Source organism: Arthrobacter yangruifuii, from assembly GCF_009192775.1.
GTDB lineage: Bacteria > Actinomycetota > Actinomycetes > Actinomycetales > Micrococcaceae > Arthrobacter_B > Arthrobacter_B yangruifuii.
Window position 1 is genome coordinate 765,579 of sequence record NZ_VTFX01000001.1, and the last position, 15,780, is coordinate 781,358.

Genomic DNA, 15,780 nt, shown 5'->3' on the forward strand with positions numbered 1-15,780 from the left:
CTTTCGGCGCGGAAAACGGGCCGCCCCCTGTCTCTGCTCGATGCTGCGTCGCACGCTTGTATCTATGGCAGACTCCGTCGCAGGGATTGACGGTCCCGCATCAGTTGCAATGCTCAAGCTTGGCCGGTTCTTCACCCGATGGGATGAGACCGATGACGGCCGGGCGGTTTTCCGCGAAGGGGGACGGGAAGGCGATGCCTTCTACCGGAACCGCTGGAGCCACGACAAGGTGGTGCGGTCCACCCACGGGGTGAACTGCACCGGCTCCTGCTCGTGGAAGGTGTACGTCAAGGACGGCATCATCACGTGGGAAGCGCAGGAGACCGACTATCCCAGCGTGGGCCCGGACCGGCCCGAATACGAGCCCCGCGGCTGTCCGCGCGGCGCGGCCTTCTCCTGGTACACCTATTCGCCCACCCGGGTCCGGTTCCCGTACATCCGCGGAGTGCTGCTGGAAATGTACCGGGAGGCGAGGCTCCGCACCGGGGATCCGGTGCTGGCCTGGGAAGAGATAGTGAATGACCCGCAGCGGCGCCGCACCTACCAGCAGGCCCGCGGCAAGGGCGGGCTGGTGCGGTCCAGCTGGTCCGAGGCCCTGGAGATGACCGCCGCTGCGCACATCGCCACCGTCAAGAACTACGGCCCCGACCGCTGCACCGGGTTCTCACCCATCCCCGCGATGTCCATGGTGTCCCACGCTGCCGGTGCCCGGTTCATCAACCTCATCGGCGGGGTAATGAACAGTTTCTACGACTGGTACGCGGACCTCCCGGTGGCCAGCCCCCAGGTCTTCGGCGACCAGACCGATGTTCCCGAATCCGGCGACTGGTGGGACGCGACCTATCTGATGATGTGGGGATCGAATATCCCGGTCACCCGCACCCCGGATGCGCACTGGATGGTGGAGGGACGCTACCGCGGCACCAAGGTGGTTTCCGTCAGCCCCGATTATGCGGACAACACCAAGTTCGCCGATGAGTGGCTGCCCGCCGCCGCGGGGTCCGACGCCGCGCTGGCCATGGCCATGGGGCACGTGATCCTGAAGGAGAACTTCGTGGACCGGCGGGTGCCGTTCTTCGAAAACTACGTGCTGCAGTACACGGATCTGCCGTTTCTGGTCACGTTGGAACAACGCGGCGACGGAGCGGTGGTGCCGGGCAAGTTCCTCACTGCCGCGGATCTGGGCCGCCGCGAAGCCCGCGCCTCCGACGCGAACTTCAAGACGGTGCTGCTGGACCGCGACGCCGGCACCCCGGTGGTGCCCAACGGTTCCGTGGGCTTCCGCTACAACGAGGAAGACGCCGGCAAATGGAACCTGGATCTCCAGGGCGTGGTGCCGGCACTGTCCATCGCCGACGCAGCCTCCGTAACGCAGGGCACCAGCCGGGTGGACCTGCCCGCGTTTACGGATGCCTCCGGCGTCGGATCGGTGGTGACCCGGGGGGTTCCGGTGACCACGGTTGCCGGCCGGATGGTCACTACGGTGTTCGACCTGATGCTCGCCCAGTACGGGGTGGGCCGTGCCGGACTCCCGGGGGAGTGGGCGGCCGGGTTTGACGACGCCGAGACTCCGTACACTCCGGCCTGGCAGGCGTCCATCACCAACGTGGGTGCGGAAGCCGTGATCCGCACCGCCCGGGATTTTGCCGCCAACGCGGAGAAGTCCAACGGCCGGTCCATGATCATCCTGGGCGCCGGCATCTGCCAGTGGTACCACGGCGATGTGACGTACCGGGCGATCCTGGCGATGCTGATGCTCTGCGGCTGCCAGGGCCGCAACGGCGGCGGCTGGGCGCACTATGTGGGGCAGGAGAAGTGCCGGCCCATCACCGGGTGGGCCGCCATGGCTTCCGCGGGGGACTGGAACCGGCCGCCCCGGTTCATGATCGGCACGGCGTTCTGGTACATGCATACGGACCAGTTCCGTTCGGACGGCTATTCCTCGGATGCCATGCAGTCCCCGCTGGCCACCGGGCACCTGCGCGGCATGCACACCGCCGACGTCATTGCCAAGTCCACCCGGATGGGCTGGATGCCGTTCTTTCCGCAGTTCGACGCCCGCAACTCGCTGGACGTAGCCGACGACGCCGCTGCCGCCGTCGCGCGCGGCGAAGCGGACACCGAGGCGGCCTGGGTCGCGAGTCAGCTGAAGGAGGAGAAACTGCGCTTTGCCGTGGAGGATGTGGACGCCCCGGAAAACTGGCCGCGGACCCTGATCCTGTGGCGCTCGAACCTCCTGGGCTCCTCGGCCAAGGGGGAGGAGTACTTCCAGAAGCACCTGCTCGGCACCCTGAACAACGTGATGGGCAAGGACCATGCCGAAGCCCGGCCCAAGGACGTGGTGTGGCGCCAGGACGCACCGCAGGGAAAGCTGGACCTGCTGGTCTCCGCGGACTTCCGGATGACCAGTTCCACACTGCTGTCCGACGTCGTGTTCCCTGCGGCCACCTGGTATGAGAAGTACGACCTGTCCTCCACCGATATGCACCCGTATGTCCACGCCTTTACACCGGCCATCGCCCCGCCGTGGGAAGCGAAAACGGACTATGACCTGTTCCGGCTGCTGTCCGAGGAGTTTTCCCGGCAGGCGGTGAAGCATCTGGGCGTGCGGAAGGACATGGTGGCCACCGCGCTGACACACGACACTCCCGGTGAGATCGCCCAGCCGGGCGGACATGCACCGGATTGGAAGGGCACGGATATCCCTGCAGTGCCGGGCAAGAACCTGCCCTCACTCGCGGTGGTGGAACGGGACTACACCGCCATCGGGGAGAAATTCACCGCCGTCGGGCCGCTCGCGGACAAACTCGGCTTCACCACCAAGAACGTCAAATACGATGTTTCCCGGCCGCTGGCCCAACTGGCCCGCAAGCACGGAGTCTTCGACAGCGGAGCGGCGGCGGGCCGTCCCGCGGTGGACACGGACGCCCGGATGGCCGAAGCCATCCTGCTGCTCTCCGGCACCACTAACGGGGAACTGGCCGTCCAGGGCTTCAAGACCCTGGAGAAACGGACGGGGATCCCGCTGGCCGACCTGGCGGAAGGGGCGGAGGACCGGCAGATCACCTTCCGCGACACCCAGGACCGGCCAACGCCGGTCATCACATCGCCGGAATGGTCCGGGTCTGAAACCGGCGGCCGGCGGTATGCGCCGTTCACCATCAATATTGAACGGCTCAAACCCTTCCACACCCTCACCGGACGGATGCACTTCTTCCTGGACCACGACTGGATCCTGGACATGGGCGAGGCCCTGCCCATCTACCGGCCGCCGCTGGACATGCGCCGCCTGTTCGGCGAACCGCAGCTGGGTACCCGCGGCGAGCTCTCCGTCGCCGTGCGGTACCTGACCCCGCACAACAAGTGGTCCATCCACTCCGAGTACCAGGACAACCTGCTGATGCTCTCGCTTTCCCGCGGCGGCACCTCGGTGTGGATGAGCGAGCAGGACGCTTCCCTCATCGAGGTCTCCGACAATGACTGGGTGGAATGCGTGAACACCAACGGTGTCCTGGTGGGCCGGGCCATCGTGAGCAGCCGGATGCCGGCCGGTGTCCTGTACGTCTACCACGCACAGGAACGCATCATCGACGTCCCCAAGTCTGAGGCCACCGGCCGGCGCGGCGGCATCCACAACTCGGTGACCCGGATCCTGGTCAAACCCACCCACATGATCGGCGGCTACGCGCAGCTGTCCTGGGCCTTCAACTATCTGGGCCCCACGGGCAACCAGCGCGACATTGTTTCCACAGTCCGAAAGCGTTCCCAGGAGGTGGCGTACTGATGCGAATCATGGCGCAGACGGCAATGGTGATGGCACTGGATAAGTGCATCGGCTGCCATACCTGTTCAGTGACCTGCAAACAGGCCTGGACCAACCGGGCCGGCACGGAATACGTGTGGTTCAACAACGTGGAAACCCGGCCCGGCCAGGGCTATCCGCGCCGGTACGAGGACCAGGAGAAGTGGAAGGGCGGCTGGGAGCTGAACGGCCGCGGGAAGCTGAAGCTCAAAGCCGGCGGCAGGCTTGCCAAACTGTTCGGCATTTTCGCCAGCCCGGTGCAGCCGGAACTGAACGACTACTACGAACCGTGGACCTATGACTACGAGAACCTGATCAACGCCCCGGCCGGCAAGGATTTTCCCGTGGCCCGGCCCAAATCCCTGATCACCGGGGAAAACATGAACATCACCTGGTCAGCCAACTGGGATGACGACCTGGGCGGCTCCAGGCGCACCGACCAGCAGGACCCGGTGCTTCAGAAGCTGCGCAGCGAAGCGGAGGTGAAGGTCAAGGCGGACTTCGACAACACCTTTATGTTCTACCTCCCGCGGATCTGCGAGCACTGCCTCAACCCCTCCTGCATGGCCTCCTGCCCAAGCGGTGCCATCTACAAGCGCGAAGAGGACGGCATTGTGCTCGTGGACCAGGACCGCTGCCGCGGCTGGCGGCAGTGCGTCACCGGCTGCCCGTACAAAAAGATGTACTTCAACCACCGCTCCGGCAAGGCCGAAAAGTGCACCTTCTGCTATCCGCGCATCGAGGTCGGCATCCCCACCGTCTGCGCGGAAACCTGTGTGGGCCGGCTGCGGTATATCGGGATCTTCCTGTACGACGCCGATCGGGTCACCGAAGCTGCCTCCACCCCCAACGTGCAGGACCTCTACGAGGCACAGCTGGACCTCATGATGGACCCCAATGATCCGGACGTCATTGCCGGGGCACGGGCCGAAGGGATCCCGGAGGACTGGCTGGACGCAGCCCGGCGCTCGCCGGTCTACGCCATGGCCAAGGTCTTCCGTGTGGCGCTGCCGCTGCATCCGGAATACCGGACCATGCCCATGGTCTGGTACGTGCCGCCGCTGTCCCCGATTGTGGACGTGCTCAATGAACAGGGGCACGACGGCGAGAGCGCGGACAACCTCTTCGGCGCCATCGAGGCGCTGCGGATTCCGGTGGAATACCTGGCCGAACTGTTTACAGCCGGGGACACGGACCTGGTCACCGGGGTGCTGCGCAAGCTCGCCGCCATGCGTGCCTACATGCGGGACATCACCCTCGGCGACGCGCCGGATGAGAAGATCGCCGCCGACGTCGGCATGACCGGCGAGCAGATTGTGGCCATGTACCGGCTGATGGCCGTGGCGAAATACGAGGAACGGTACGTGATCCCCAGCGCCCATCTGGAGGACGCCCACAACCTGGAGGAGATCGGCTGCTCCCTGGATGTGGAAGGCGGCCCGGGCATGGGCCAGACCGGCGTCTTTGGTGAAGCCTCCGGCCGGCCCACCCCTGTGGCGGTGGAGAACTTCGAGGCGCTGCAGGCCCGTCAGCGCGGCGAGGACCCCACCGGCAACGGCAACCTGGGCGGGCGGGTGAACCTGCTCAACTGGGACGGGCGCGGTTCACCCCGGGGCCTGTTCCCTGCGAACAACAACCGCGGGGCGGCGGACGCGGACGCCTCCGCGGGCAAGGGCGCGGTGTACGACCAGGCCGAAGGGAACGGGCCGGCGTCGGACGCGGGCGGGCAGGAGGGCCACGAGCCGCCCTCCTCCGGGCCGGGGGTCCGCTCGTGAGCCTGCTGGAGAAGCTACTGGGCAAACCGGGGAAAGGCACGCTGGCTCCCGAACCCTACGCCGACGCCCGTCCGGCGCGCAGCCGCGTCATCCGGCAGGCCGCTGCGCTGCTGCTGGAGTATCCGAACCAGCAGCTGCTCGATGCCCTGCCGGCGCTGCGGGCCGCGCTGGCCGAGGCCGGTGCCGACGGCGCCGAACTGGACCCGCTGTTCACCTGGCTCACGGCCGTACCCCTGAGCGAGGTGCAGGCCAGCTACGTGCAGGAATTCGACCTCTCCAAGCGGCACAGCCTGCACCTGACCTACTGGACGGACGGCGATACCCGCCGCCGCGGCGAGGCGCTTGCCGCTTTCAAGGAGGTCTACCGCTCGCATCGGGTGCTTCCTGAAGGGACCGAACTGCCGGACTACCTGCCGCTGGTGCTCGAGTTCGCGGCCAAGGTCTCCCCGGAAGACGGCTACGAGCTGCTGCAGCGCTACCGGCCCTCGGTGGAGCTGCTGCGCCTGGCCCTGCGCGATGACGGCCTGCCCTACGAAGGCGTGCTGACCCTGCTTTGCACCACCTTGCCCGGCGTCTCCCCGGAGGACGCGGCTGCGGTAATGCGCACGGCGGGCTACGGGCCGCCCACCGAGACCGTGGGCCTGGAACCCTACAGTTCACGGCTGCTGCCGGTAAGTGAAAGGAACGGCCCATGAGTGGTGTGCCGACGCGGACGGATGTAGCCGGGGAGCCGGCGGTGCCGCTGGACGTCCCGCCGCCGGGAAACGTCCAGGTGGGTGTGGATGACGTGATGCTCTGGGCCGTGGTGCCCTATCTGGTGCTCGCCATCCTCATTCTCGGCTCCATCTGGCGCTACCGGTATGACAAGTTCGGCTGGACCACCCGGTCCTCCCAGCTGTACGAATCCCGGCTGCTGCGCATTGCCTCGCCGCTGTTCCACTTCGGCATCCTCGCGGTGATTGTGGGGCACTTCGTGGGACTGGTTATTCCCAAAGCCTGGATGGATGCCATCGGACTGAACGAGGACACCTATCATTTCTTCGCCCTGAGCGTCGGGATCCTGGCCGGCCTGGCCACCCTCGTGGGAATCGTGCTGCTGATCTACCGGCGCCGCACCACGGGTCCGGTGTTTATGGCCACCACCCGCAATGACAAACTCATGTACGTCTTCCTGCTGGCCGCGATCCTCACCGGGCTGGCCACCACCGTCTTCTCCGTCTTCGACACCAACATCGTGAATTACCGGGACACGGTGGCACCGTGGTTCCGCTCCATCTTCATTTTCTCCCCGGACATCCTGGGCATGACTGCTGCCTCCATGTCCTTCAAGATCCACACCCTGTTCGGTCTGGCGCTGTTTGCCCTCTGGCCCTTCACCCGGCTCGTGCACGCCTTCACTGCCCCGCTGCAGTACCTGTTCCGGCCCTACATTGTTTACCGCTCGAGGGGCAAGCATCCGGCTCCGGGAACGCCGCGGCGGGGCTGGGACCCGGTGGGAACCCCCGACCGGGGCCGGCCCGGCGTGCCGCGGAAATGATTCCCTGACGGTACTTTCTAAGAAGCGAGGACACCATGCCGGCAAACCCGGTTACCCCGGCACCAACACCTGACCTGTTGTCAGGCCAGCTGCGGAACCTGATCGTGGCCACCATCGCCTCCACAGTCGGCTTTTGGGCCTGGACCGTCATCGGCCCGCTGTCCAGCCGGTATGCGGCAGACATGGACCTGGGGGCCGGGCAGACCTCGGTTCTGGTGGCCATGCCCATCCTCGTGGGCTCGGTGGCCCGTATCCCGGTGGGTGCCCTGACCGACCGGTACGGCGGCAGGATCATGTTTACCGTGATCCTGGGCGTCACCGCGCCGCTGGTCCTGCTCACCGGAATTGTGGGCCGGCTGGGCAACTTCCCGTTCCTGGTGGTTATCGCCTTCTTTCTGGGCATCGCCGGTACGGTGTTCGCCATCGGTATCCCGTTCTGTTCGGCCTGGTATGACCGCAGCCGCAAGGGATTCGCCACGGGCGTCTTCGGGGCAGGGATGGTTGGTACCGCCGTCTCGGCCTTTTTCACTCCGCGCCTGGTGAACGCCGTCGGCTACATGGGGGCACACATCACCATCGCCGTCGTCGTTGCTGCCATGGCTGTGGTGAGCTGGCTGGTGCTGCGCGAATCGCCTGCCTGGTCCAGGCCCACCGAACCGGTGCTGCCCAAGATCACCCACGCCTTTACCCTGCGCGTCACCTGGCAGCTGTGTTTCCTGTACGGCGTGGTGTTCGGTGCGTTTGTGGCGTTCTCCAACTACCTGCCCACCTATCTGGGCAACGTGTACGACTACGATGCCACCGCCGCCGGAACCCGGACAGCCGGGTTTGCGGTGGCTGCGGTCATTGCCCGCCCCATCGGAGGCACCCTGGCGGACAAAGTGGGCCCCAAGCTGGTCACCCTGCTCTCCTTCGCCGGGACGGTGGTGCTGGCCGTGATCGTGGCGCTGCGGCCTGAGGAGGAACGGGTCTACGGCACGGCATTCATCCTGATGGCGTTGTTCCTGGGGTTGGGTACCGGCGGCGTTTTCGCCTGGGTGGGACGCGCGGCACCGGCACAGGATGTCGGCACGATCGGCGGGATCATCGCCGCAGCCGGCGGCCTGGGAGGGTATTTTCCGCCCCTAGTCATGGGGGCAACCTATGATCCGGCCAACCGCAGCTACTTTGTGGGCCTGATGCTGCTTGCCGTGTTCGCCGCCATTGCCCTGCTCCTGACGTTCACCGTGCGCAACGGCGGGCGCGTCGATTCCCGAACAGGCGCTGCCTGAACCGGCGTTACTGCTGCGCATCCTCCTGGAGGGTGACTAGGAGCCAGTACGGACTGTTGCCGGTGGTGCTGACCCGGATGGCGGAATCTACGGTGGAGTCCCCGGCCGGCGGGCTGAGGTAGGTCGAGGTAGCCGGATTGCCGCAGATCAGGTCCGTCCACAGCAGACCGGCGTCGCTTTCGATGATGACGCGCTCACCTGCCGGACACGACGCAGTGACCAAGACCCGCTGTCCCGGCGCGAGGGCAGTTCCCAGCGGATAACTTTTGGTGCCGGATCCCTGTTCGGAAAGAAGCACCGTTTCGGTACCCGCCGGACTGCGGTGGTTGGTCAGCGGATCCAGCAGGGCATGTGGATCCGCTGTGCCGGCCTGCCCGCTTCCCTGCCCGCCGGACGTCGCTTCGGATCCGCCGGCGGAGGACGGCGACGCAGCTGGGGAGCCGGAAGCGCTGTCGGAAGCCGCACTGCCCGATGCCTGCGGATCGGGATCCGGGGCGGGCTGCGCGCAGGACGCAACGGCCAGACCGCAGGCCACGGTGGCCAGGCCTGCGGCGGAAATCGGGCCCCGGGCTTTCGGGCCGCCCGGGAAAGGCCGTGCGGTACGGTGCGGATAGGACGGCTTTTCCTTAGTAATCCTCATAAGGCACCCTAGGCACAGTTGTCCCATGGGTTTCAAGGCCTGCGGAGAACTTGTGGGGACACCGGGCCTCCCTTGGCGTCCAGCCAGCGACGAGTAGAGTCGGGGCATGGGTGCAACTGAACTGATTCTGGTCCGCCATGGCGAATCCGCCGGCAATGTGGCAGCTACCCGCGCCGGCCGTGAAGGCGCTGAACGGATTGAGCTTCCGTGGCGGGATCCGGATGTTCCGCTGAGCGAAGACGGTGAGGCACAGGCCGCAGCCCTGGGCCGCTGGTTAGCGGGGCTTCCCGCCGAGGAACTTCCCGACTCCGTCTGGTGCTCGCCCTACCTGCGGGCCCGGCAGACTGCGGAACTGGCGGGGCTGGCCGATATCGCCGGCGGCATGCGGACCGACGAGCGGCTGCGGGACCGGGAACTGGGCATCCTGGACCTGCTGACCTCCGCCGGCGTTGCGGCACGCTATCCCGAGGAAGCCGAACGCCGGTCCTGGCTGGGTAAGTTCGCGTACCGGCCTCCCGGCGGCGAGTCATGGGCCGACGTCGCACTGCGGCTGCGCTCCGTGTTCCGGGACCTCGACGACGAAGAAGACGGCAAGCGGGTAGCCGTGGTCTGCCACGATGCCGTGATTCTGCTGATCCGCTACGTCTGCGAACGGATGACCGAGCAGGAACTGCTGGACACCGCAGCCGCCAACAGCGTGCGCAACGGCTCCGTGACCCGACTGGTCCGTCCGGACGGCACCGGACCCTGGAAACTCCACACCTTTAACAGCGTGCTCCACCTGCAGGACGGCGGAGCACCCGTGACCGAACATGCAGGAGAAACTGATGACATCCACCCCCGCTGAGCTCGTGACCCCCGCATTGCTGCGCGGCTGGCGGCTTTCCACCGAAGCCTCCGGCAAGAAGGACCGCGGTACGGTCATGGTCATCGGCGGAGCCCGCCGCACACCGGGTGCCGTGATGCTGACCGGGCTTGCCGGGCTGCGCGTCGGCGCAGGCCGCCTGACCATGGCCGTGGCCGATTCGGCGGCCATCGCCGTCGCCGTCGCCATTCCCGAATCCGGGGTGGTGGGGCTGCCGGAGGAGGACGGCGGAATTGACGGCGGTGCGGCCGGCCCGCTGCTCGAAGCCGACCTTTCGACGGCGGCCGCAGTGGTGATCGGCCCGGGGCTCGACGACGCCGGGCAGGCTGCAGCGCTGCTGCAGTCGGTGGTGCCGCTGCTCGGGGACAAGACCCAGGTGGTGCTGGACGCGTTTGCCCTTGGTGTGCTGCCAGGACTGCCGGAGGTATACGACGCTCTCGCGGGGCGGCTGGTCCTGACTCCCAACGGCGCCGAAATCCTGCGTCTCCTTGAGGACGCGGACGCAGACGAAGACTCGCTGGATATACCGAAGGCCTCCGCGGAGGTGGCACGGAAATATCAGGCTGTGGTCACCCCGCACAACGTTATTTCGGCTCCGGACGGGAGGAGCTGGGAGGTGCCCGCCGGGAATTCCGGTCTGGGCACTTCCGGGTCGGGGGATGTTCTCGCCGGTGCGGTAGGCGGGTTCCTGGCCCGTGGGGCGACGCCGGAACAGGCCGCCTGCTGGGGCACCTACCTGCACGCCGTGAGCGGGGACCGGCTCTCCGCCTCTCGGGGTCCGCTGAGCTTCCTGGCGAGGGAACTGCTCGAAGCGATGCCGCCGGTGATCGCGGAACTGAACTAGCGGGCACTGCATCCCGGCGGAACGGCCCATATCCTGAGGTAATGACAGCGAACGAGTACCGGACCGGTCCGTCGGGGCGCCCCGCGGCTCACATCCCGTGGCTTTCCTACCGTTTCACCCGGCGTGATGCCGTGGCGGCCGGTTTCTACGTGGTGTTCCTGCTGGTGCTGAGCTTCGTTCCGGGGTTGGTTATGCCCGTCCTGGTGATGCTGGTTCCGGATCCGGTGACGGCTGCCTACGTACTGAACCTGGGGTTCTACGGGGTAGCCGGCCTGCTGGCATTCCTGGCGGCCCGCCCGTACATGGTGCGGGAAACCAAGATCTTGGCCACCAGACCGGTGCTGTCCCTGTCCCTGATTCCGGCCGGCGTGATCGCCATGCTCATTGTCACCATGATCGGGGCGTTGCTGACCGGGCAGGTGGAAACGGCCGTCAACCAGGAGGCGGTGGAGGGATTCGTGGGGTCCGTTTCACCCTGGTTGATCGTGCCGCTGCTGGTGGTGCTGGCCCCTTTCGTGGAGGAGTACATTTTCCGGCACCTGCTGATTGGCAAACTCAGCCGCTACTGGAATATCTGGGGCTGCTGCATCCTGTCGGTCCTGTTGTTCGCCTCCATCCACATCGTGGGCAAGGAATCCCTGTCCCTGCCGGTGCTGATGCCCTACCTGGCGATGGGTGCCACTCTCGTGGGCATCTACGTCTGGGCCGGCAACAACTTCATGCTGTCCTACGGCGTGCACGCCGCGAAGAACCTGTTGGGCGTCATCCTGCTCTACGCCGTGCCGCCGGGGCTGCTGCAGCAGTAGGCTCCGCGGTTCCGGCCGCTGCCCGGCGTCGTCAACCGATGCAGAATTCGTTCCCCTCGGGGTCAGCCATGGTGTACCAGGATTGCGGCCCCTGGCTGGCTTCATAGAGGAAGGTGGCGCCCCGCTGTTCCAACCTGGTGCGTGCTTCCTCCTTGGCCATGTCACCCAGAGTCACGTCGAGGTGGATTCGGTCCTTCACCGTTTTGGGTTCGGGCACCGGCTGGAACAGGATGCGCAGCCGGTCCTTTTGTCCCACCTGGTCCGGCGGGCAGATGGCAGCTCCGTCCCGCCAGACCCGGACGCCTTGGTGTTCCACTACGTCCGTCGGTGAGGCAATCCCCTGGTCCAGGGCGGATTGGAGGACCTCATGATCGGAGGGTTCCCTGGCCCATTTGAGGGTTTCGGCCCACCAGTCCGCTTGGTTAAGGGCATTGTTGCAATCCACGCAGATTTGAACGTTGTATGGCATGGCGCCCAGCGTAGGTTCGCGGCCGCTCCGGGATCACGGGTATTTGAACGCCTCGAGACTGCTCAGGTCAGCGTGCCTGCCCTGCCCCGGTATTCATAGGAATCCCGGAGCCGGGCAAAACGCTAGGAATCGGCCTTTTCGATCCGCTCAGTTTCCGGGGCCCGAACCAGGGAGCCGTTGCATGGAACCACCCGCTCCGGCCGGGCCAAGTAGAAAAAAGAACTCCGGGCATCGGAATCGAACCCGCCCGGCACCATCAGCGTGGAATAGCGCTGGCACCACTGCGGGGTGTCGACGGCGGCCTCGAGCGCAGTGGCGACGGCCCGAACATTGTGGAACCACATCAGGTGCTGGGTGCCTTCGGACACCAGGTAGATGAGGTCCAGCTGCGGATCGGCCGTGACTTCGACGTCCGACCACTGCTCCCAGCCCTCGAGACGGCGGCCATGGATCCAATGGATGTTGTGCCCGGGGGCGAAGCCGCTGCAGTTGCTGAGACCGGATTTGCTGACACTGGAGATGCTCACAGTGGGTTCCTTTGCAGGTTGTCCTTGCCTGCGACGAATGACGCAGGCCGCTTCGTCATCCGAACCACCCGCCGAACAATGGGGTTGGTGTGGGGCCAGTCGGAGCTTTTATGCCCGGCAAACCGGACGGAGGCCACATCTCGTGAAGCTGAAAACTACTCTAGCGGAGGCCACTGACATTTCGACAGAGGTGTCCTTTTCCGTCTTCGGCGACGGCACCCAGACCTTGCCCAGCCACTGGGCACAGTCACCAGTTCAGCAGGTAGTTCAGCCTACGGGTCGTGGAAATACCTCGTGGCGGGGTCAACGGACGAGAGGAAATCGCGAATCGCGGCCACGTGCTGTTCAGGGACGGGTTCACAGTTGCCAGGGTGTTGTCGAGTAATCCGTCCCGCCGCATCGTACCCCCCCCGTCAGGTGTCTGCGGCCTGCACGGCGGATTATCCGGTCAACTATGGTCCACATGGGGGGAGTCGCAGCCGATCGGCGCGCAGCTGAGACAGTGGGCCCGGGGCCGGAGGGAACAGCGGAAGAGTCATCCCATTGCCCGAGGAGCCTGGGCAGACCGCGGCAGGGGTGCAATGTGCACCTTGACGCCCGCCGCTTCAATCCGGGCTATTTCCTCCCTGTCCGCCGATTCGTCCGTCACGAGCTCATTGATTTCGCCGATATCGGCGACCTTGGCAAGTGTGAGCTTGCCGATTTTCGAACCGTCGGCGACGACGATGACGCACTGTGCATGCGTGACCATCGCATAGTTGGTGCGGGCCTCGGTTTCGTCATGGGTGGTGGCACCGGCCGCTGCGCTGATGCCGTCGGTGCCGAGGATGGCAACACCCACATTGATGGCTCCGAAGGTGTTCTCGGCCAGCGACCCGACCAGCTCAAACGAGCTTGAACGTACGATGCCGCCGGTCATGATCACCCTCACGTTCTGGCGTGACGCGATCTCGGTGGCGGTGGTCAGGGAATTGGTCACGATCGTCAGGTCGCTCCGGTTGGTCAGGATACGGGCGACCTCAGCCGTGGTTGATCCGCCGCTGATGCCGATGGCCAGCGGCCCCTCAGGCAGCAGCCGGGCGACCTGCCGTGCAATGGCCATCTTGGCATCGCGGAACTGGTTATTCCTCAGCCGCACGGGAAGTTCCGCCGCCGCCGTGAACGCCTTCGCTCCGCCATGTGTGCGGGTGAGCAGCCCCTGGACCTCCAAATCGCCCAGGTCCCGGCGGACCGTGGCGGCGGAGATGCCGAGCTCCTCCTCGAATTCGCGCAGTGAGACCGATTCCCGCTCGTTGAGCAGGGTCAGGATGCGCACCATGCGGTCAGCGCGTTTGGTGGATGTCGCCCGCGGTCGGGAAGAGGAAAAGGGTGAGCCGGTGGTAAAGGTCATAATGGCTCCTCAAAAGGTCCATGGAAAGGGCCGGAAGAGACCGCGCAACAATATTGATCACTTAATCTCTAAAACGATCAATTCCTTGCACGATTCGTGCACAAACTTCATGATACATGCATGACCCGAATTACTTTTATCGGAGCCGGAAGCGTGGTTTTTACCCGCCAGCTGCTCGCCGACCTCTACCGTTATCCTGACCTCCGCGGCCTCGACATTGTTCTGCATGACATTGACCGCGACCGGCTCGCTGTCGCCGAGGGCATTGCCCGGCAGCTCAACGAGCGGTTCGGTGCCGGTTCGGCCATCCGCGCCACTACGGATCGGCGCGAGGCGCTGACGGGCACGGATTTCGCCATCAACATGATCCAGGTGGGCGGAATCGAGGCTACGCAGAAGGACCTCCTGATCCCGGCGCGGTACGGCCTAAGGCAAACCATCGGAGACACAACCGGCATCGGCGGGGTGTTCCGCGGCCTTCGGACCTTCCCGGTGCTTAGCGGCATCCTCGAAGATATCCGCCAGGTGAGCCCGGACGCCGTGTTCTTGAACTACACCAACCCGATGGCCATGAACATCACATGGGCGCAGACCGTCGCCCCCGACATCCGCAGCTTTGGGTTGTGCCACAGCGTCTATTGGACTGCCCACGACCTCGCCGATCTGGTGGGAGTACCGCTCGAGGAGACCACCTACCGTGCTGCCGGTCTGAACCACCAGGCATGGCTGCTTGACTGGAAGCACGACGGGGAGGATCTCTACCCCCGGCTGCGCGAGCGCATTGCTGCCGATCCCGAGCTGCAGCGGCGGGTTCGGGTTGAAATGTTCCGGCGGCTGGGTGCCTACCCGACCGAAACGAGCGAGCATTCCTCGGAATACCTGCCGTGGTTCCTGCGCAGTGATGAGCAGATCCGGAAGTACCGGCTCCAGCCCCTCGAGTACCTGGGCATCAGTGAAGCAAACGTGGCGGAATTCAAGTCGGTACAGGCAGCGTTGCTGGAGGGCCGCGAAGTCGAGATCGAAGACGGTGCCTCGGAGTACGCTCCGCAAATTATCCATTCGATTGTGACCGGCACCCCGCGCGAAGTGCACGTCAATGTTGCCAACGACGGCCTGCTTGACCAGTACCCCGCGGGACTGGCTGTCGAGGTGCCCGCCAGAGTTGATGCGTCAGGTGTGCACCCCGTCCCGATGAAGTCCGTTCCCCTTCACCTGGCCGCATTGAACCGACCCTATGCCTCCGTGGTACAGCTGACCGTGGAGGCCGCCGCCACCGGCAACCCGGATCTGGTGCGCCAGGCCGTGCTGATGGACCCGAACGCGTCTTCAACGCTGACGCCGGCCGAAATCTGGGCACTCTGCAATGAAATGGTCCAGGCGCACGGGGACCTCTTGCCTGAGGCACTTCGCATCCAGCTGCCGGCAGATGAACTGTGACCCTGGTGGGCCGACACCCTTGTCCAGTGTGCCGTCCACCGGCGCGGTGCCGTTCCGGCCTTCAACGTAATTGCCCTTGAGCATGCCGTTGCGGAGGCTGGCCGCCCCCGTCCCTGCGCCGCTTGTCCTGCATGGTCCCTCCGGGGTGGCCGGCGCAGTGATCGAGGAAGCTATTGCGGCAGCCATGCGCAAGATCAACGTGGCTACCGCCCTCAACACCAGTTACACGATGGAGGGGCGGGCCTTCCTCGCGGAACACGGCACCGCTATGGATCCCGGCGAGTTTTGTCGAACCCGCCCGCGCGGCTATGAGTGACATGGTCGCCAAAATGCCGGCGACCATGTTTTCCTGATGGTCGCATTTCCGTGGCCGGGGCGGTGGGCATTACGCCCCCGGCCCGGCCACGCCTTCCGTGC

Annotated in this window: 14 protein-coding genes and 1 riboswitch; of the genes, 10 read left to right on the plus strand and 4 right to left on the minus strand. The window is 65.6% G+C overall.

The features are described 5' to 3' along the window. Positions 1 to 64: 64 nt before the first annotated feature. From GD627_RS03745 to GD627_RS03765, 5 genes are read left to right on the plus strand one after another with little or no spacing between them, the layout of a single operon-like run. Positions 65 to 3,784 carry a nitrate reductase subunit alpha gene (locus GD627_RS03745; protein ID WP_152271389.1) on the plus strand — a complete coding sequence of 1,240 codons (3,720 nt, stop codon included), beginning with the start codon at positions 65 to 67 and terminating at the stop codon, positions 3,782 to 3,784. Then, positions 3,784 to 5,577 carry a nitrate reductase subunit beta gene (narH, locus tag GD627_RS03750; protein ID WP_152271390.1) on the plus strand — a complete coding sequence of 598 codons (1,794 nt, stop codon included), beginning with the start codon at positions 3,784 to 3,786 and terminating at the stop codon, positions 5,575 to 5,577. Before GD627_RS03745 ends, narH begins: the two co-directional genes overlap by 1 nt. Further along, complete coding sequence (narJ, locus tag GD627_RS03755) at positions 5,574 to 6,272, plus strand: nitrate reductase molybdenum cofactor assembly chaperone (RefSeq protein WP_152271391.1); 699 nt, start codon at positions 5,574 to 5,576, stop codon at positions 6,270 to 6,272. The genes narH and narJ overlap by 4 nt, the downstream gene beginning before the upstream one ends. Continuing rightward, positions 6,269 to 7,114: a respiratory nitrate reductase subunit gamma gene (gene narI, locus GD627_RS03760; RefSeq protein ID WP_152271392.1), complete on the plus strand. Its 846-nt coding sequence runs from the start codon at positions 6,269 to 6,271 to the stop codon at positions 7,112 to 7,114. Before narJ ends, narI begins: the two co-directional genes overlap by 4 nt. 35 nt (positions 7,115 to 7,149) lie before the next feature. After that, positions 7,150 to 8,385, plus strand: a complete 1,236-nt coding sequence (locus GD627_RS03765) for an MFS transporter (RefSeq protein WP_152271393.1) — start codon at positions 7,150 to 7,152, stop codon at positions 8,383 to 8,385. 7 nt (positions 8,386 to 8,392) lie between these two features. Here GD627_RS03765 and GD627_RS03770 read toward each other — a convergent pair whose 3' ends face one another. Beyond that, the gene (locus GD627_RS03770; protein WP_152271394.1) at positions 8,393 to 9,025 is read right to left on the minus strand and encodes a hypothetical protein; all 633 of its coding nucleotides are present in this window, start codon (positions 9,023 to 9,025) and stop codon (positions 8,393 to 8,395) included. Positions 9,026 to 9,131: 106 nt separating this feature from the next. On the opposite strand from GD627_RS03770, the gene GD627_RS03775 reads away from it, so the two are divergent. Genes GD627_RS03775 through GD627_RS03785 form a run of 3 tightly spaced genes read left to right on the plus strand, consistent with a single transcriptional unit; the run spans position 9,132 to position 11,540 of the window. Beyond that, entirely contained in the window at positions 9,132 to 9,872 is a 741-nt protein-coding gene (locus GD627_RS03775) for a histidine phosphatase family protein (protein ID WP_152271395.1), read from the plus strand. Beyond that, on the plus strand, positions 9,853 to 10,734 hold the full coding sequence (locus tag GD627_RS03780) for an NAD(P)H-hydrate dehydratase (RefSeq protein ID WP_246165302.1): 882 nt from the start codon (positions 9,853 to 9,855) through the stop codon (positions 10,732 to 10,734). The genes GD627_RS03775 and GD627_RS03780 overlap by 20 nt, the downstream gene beginning before the upstream one ends. Before the next feature lie 41 nt (positions 10,735 to 10,775). After that, positions 10,776 to 11,540 carry a CPBP family intramembrane glutamic endopeptidase gene (locus GD627_RS03785; protein WP_152271397.1) on the plus strand — a complete coding sequence of 255 codons (765 nt, stop codon included), beginning with the start codon at positions 10,776 to 10,778 and terminating at the stop codon, positions 11,538 to 11,540. Positions 11,541 to 11,571: 31 nt separating this feature from the next. Here the strand turns inward: GD627_RS03785 and GD627_RS03790 are convergent, their stop codons facing one another. The 3 genes from GD627_RS03790 to GD627_RS03800 all read right to left on the minus strand — a co-directional run bounded on the left by GD627_RS03790 (position 11,572) and on the right by GD627_RS03800 (position 13,926). Further along, on the minus strand, positions 11,572 to 12,009 hold the full coding sequence (locus tag GD627_RS03790; RefSeq protein WP_152271398.1) for a VOC family protein: 438 nt from the start codon (positions 12,007 to 12,009) through the stop codon (positions 11,572 to 11,574). A gap of 122 nt (positions 12,010 to 12,131) precedes the next feature. After that, the gene (locus GD627_RS03795; RefSeq protein ID WP_146360807.1) at positions 12,132 to 12,536 is read right to left on the minus strand and encodes a hypothetical protein; all 405 of its coding nucleotides are present in this window, start codon (positions 12,534 to 12,536) and stop codon (positions 12,132 to 12,134) included. 15 nt (positions 12,537 to 12,551) lie between these two features. After that, positions 12,552 to 12,684, minus strand: a riboswitch (SAM riboswitch). A 387-nt stretch (positions 12,685 to 13,071) separates the two neighbouring features. Then, on the minus strand, positions 13,072 to 13,926 hold the full coding sequence (locus GD627_RS03800; RefSeq protein WP_152271399.1) for a DeoR/GlpR family DNA-binding transcription regulator: 855 nt from the start codon (positions 13,924 to 13,926) through the stop codon (positions 13,072 to 13,074). Between the two features lie 120 nt (positions 13,927 to 14,046). Between GD627_RS03800 and melA the strand changes: the two genes are divergently transcribed. Next, a complete protein-coding gene (gene melA / locus GD627_RS03805) occupies positions 14,047 to 15,363 on the plus strand; it encodes an alpha-glucosidase/alpha-galactosidase (protein WP_152271400.1) in 1,317 nt (438 codons plus the stop codon). Positions 15,364 to 15,445: 82 nt separating this feature from the next. Beyond that, positions 15,446 to 15,679 (plus strand): class II fructose-bisphosphate aldolase, encoded by a 234-nt coding sequence (locus GD627_RS03810; protein WP_210250472.1) that lies wholly within the window; start codon positions 15,446 to 15,448, stop codon positions 15,677 to 15,679. The last annotated feature ends 101 nt before the right edge of the window (positions 15,680 to 15,780 follow it).

Bases quoted from the DNA above. Each gene is read 5' to 3' on its own strand.
- GD627_RS03780 (WP_246165302.1), top strand. From the start codon at position 9,853: ATGACATCCACCCCCGCTGAGCTCGTGACCCCCGCATTGCTGCGCGGC.
- GD627_RS03790 (WP_152271398.1), bottom strand. From the start codon at position 12,009: ATGCCATACAACGTTCAAATCTGCGTGGATTGCAACAATGCCCTTAAC.
- GD627_RS03800 (WP_152271399.1), bottom strand. From the start codon at position 13,926: ATGACCTTTACCACCGGCTCACCCTTTTCCTCTTCCCGACCGCGGGCG.
- narH (WP_152271390.1), top strand. From the start codon at position 3,784: ATGCGAATCATGGCGCAGACGGCAATGGTGATGGCACTGGATAAGTGC.
- GD627_RS03745 (WP_152271389.1), top strand. From the start codon at position 65: ATGGCAGACTCCGTCGCAGGGATTGACGGTCCCGCATCAGTTGCAATG.
- GD627_RS03785 (WP_152271397.1), top strand. From the start codon at position 10,776: ATGACAGCGAACGAGTACCGGACCGGTCCGTCGGGGCGCCCCGCGGCT.
- GD627_RS03770 (WP_152271394.1), bottom strand. From the start codon at position 9,025: ATGAGGATTACTAAGGAAAAGCCGTCCTATCCGCACCGTACCGCACGG.
- GD627_RS03765 (WP_152271393.1), top strand. From the start codon at position 7,150: ATGCCGGCAAACCCGGTTACCCCGGCACCAACACCTGACCTGTTGTCA.
- narI (WP_152271392.1), top strand. From the start codon at position 6,269: ATGAGTGGTGTGCCGACGCGGACGGATGTAGCCGGGGAGCCGGCGGTG.
- GD627_RS03775 (WP_152271395.1), top strand. From the start codon at position 9,132: ATGGGTGCAACTGAACTGATTCTGGTCCGCCATGGCGAATCCGCCGGC.
- melA (WP_152271400.1), top strand. From the start codon at position 14,047: ATGACCCGAATTACTTTTATCGGAGCCGGAAGCGTGGTTTTTACCCGC.
- GD627_RS03810 (WP_210250472.1), top strand. From the start codon at position 15,446: ATGCCGTTGCGGAGGCTGGCCGCCCCCGTCCCTGCGCCGCTTGTCCTG.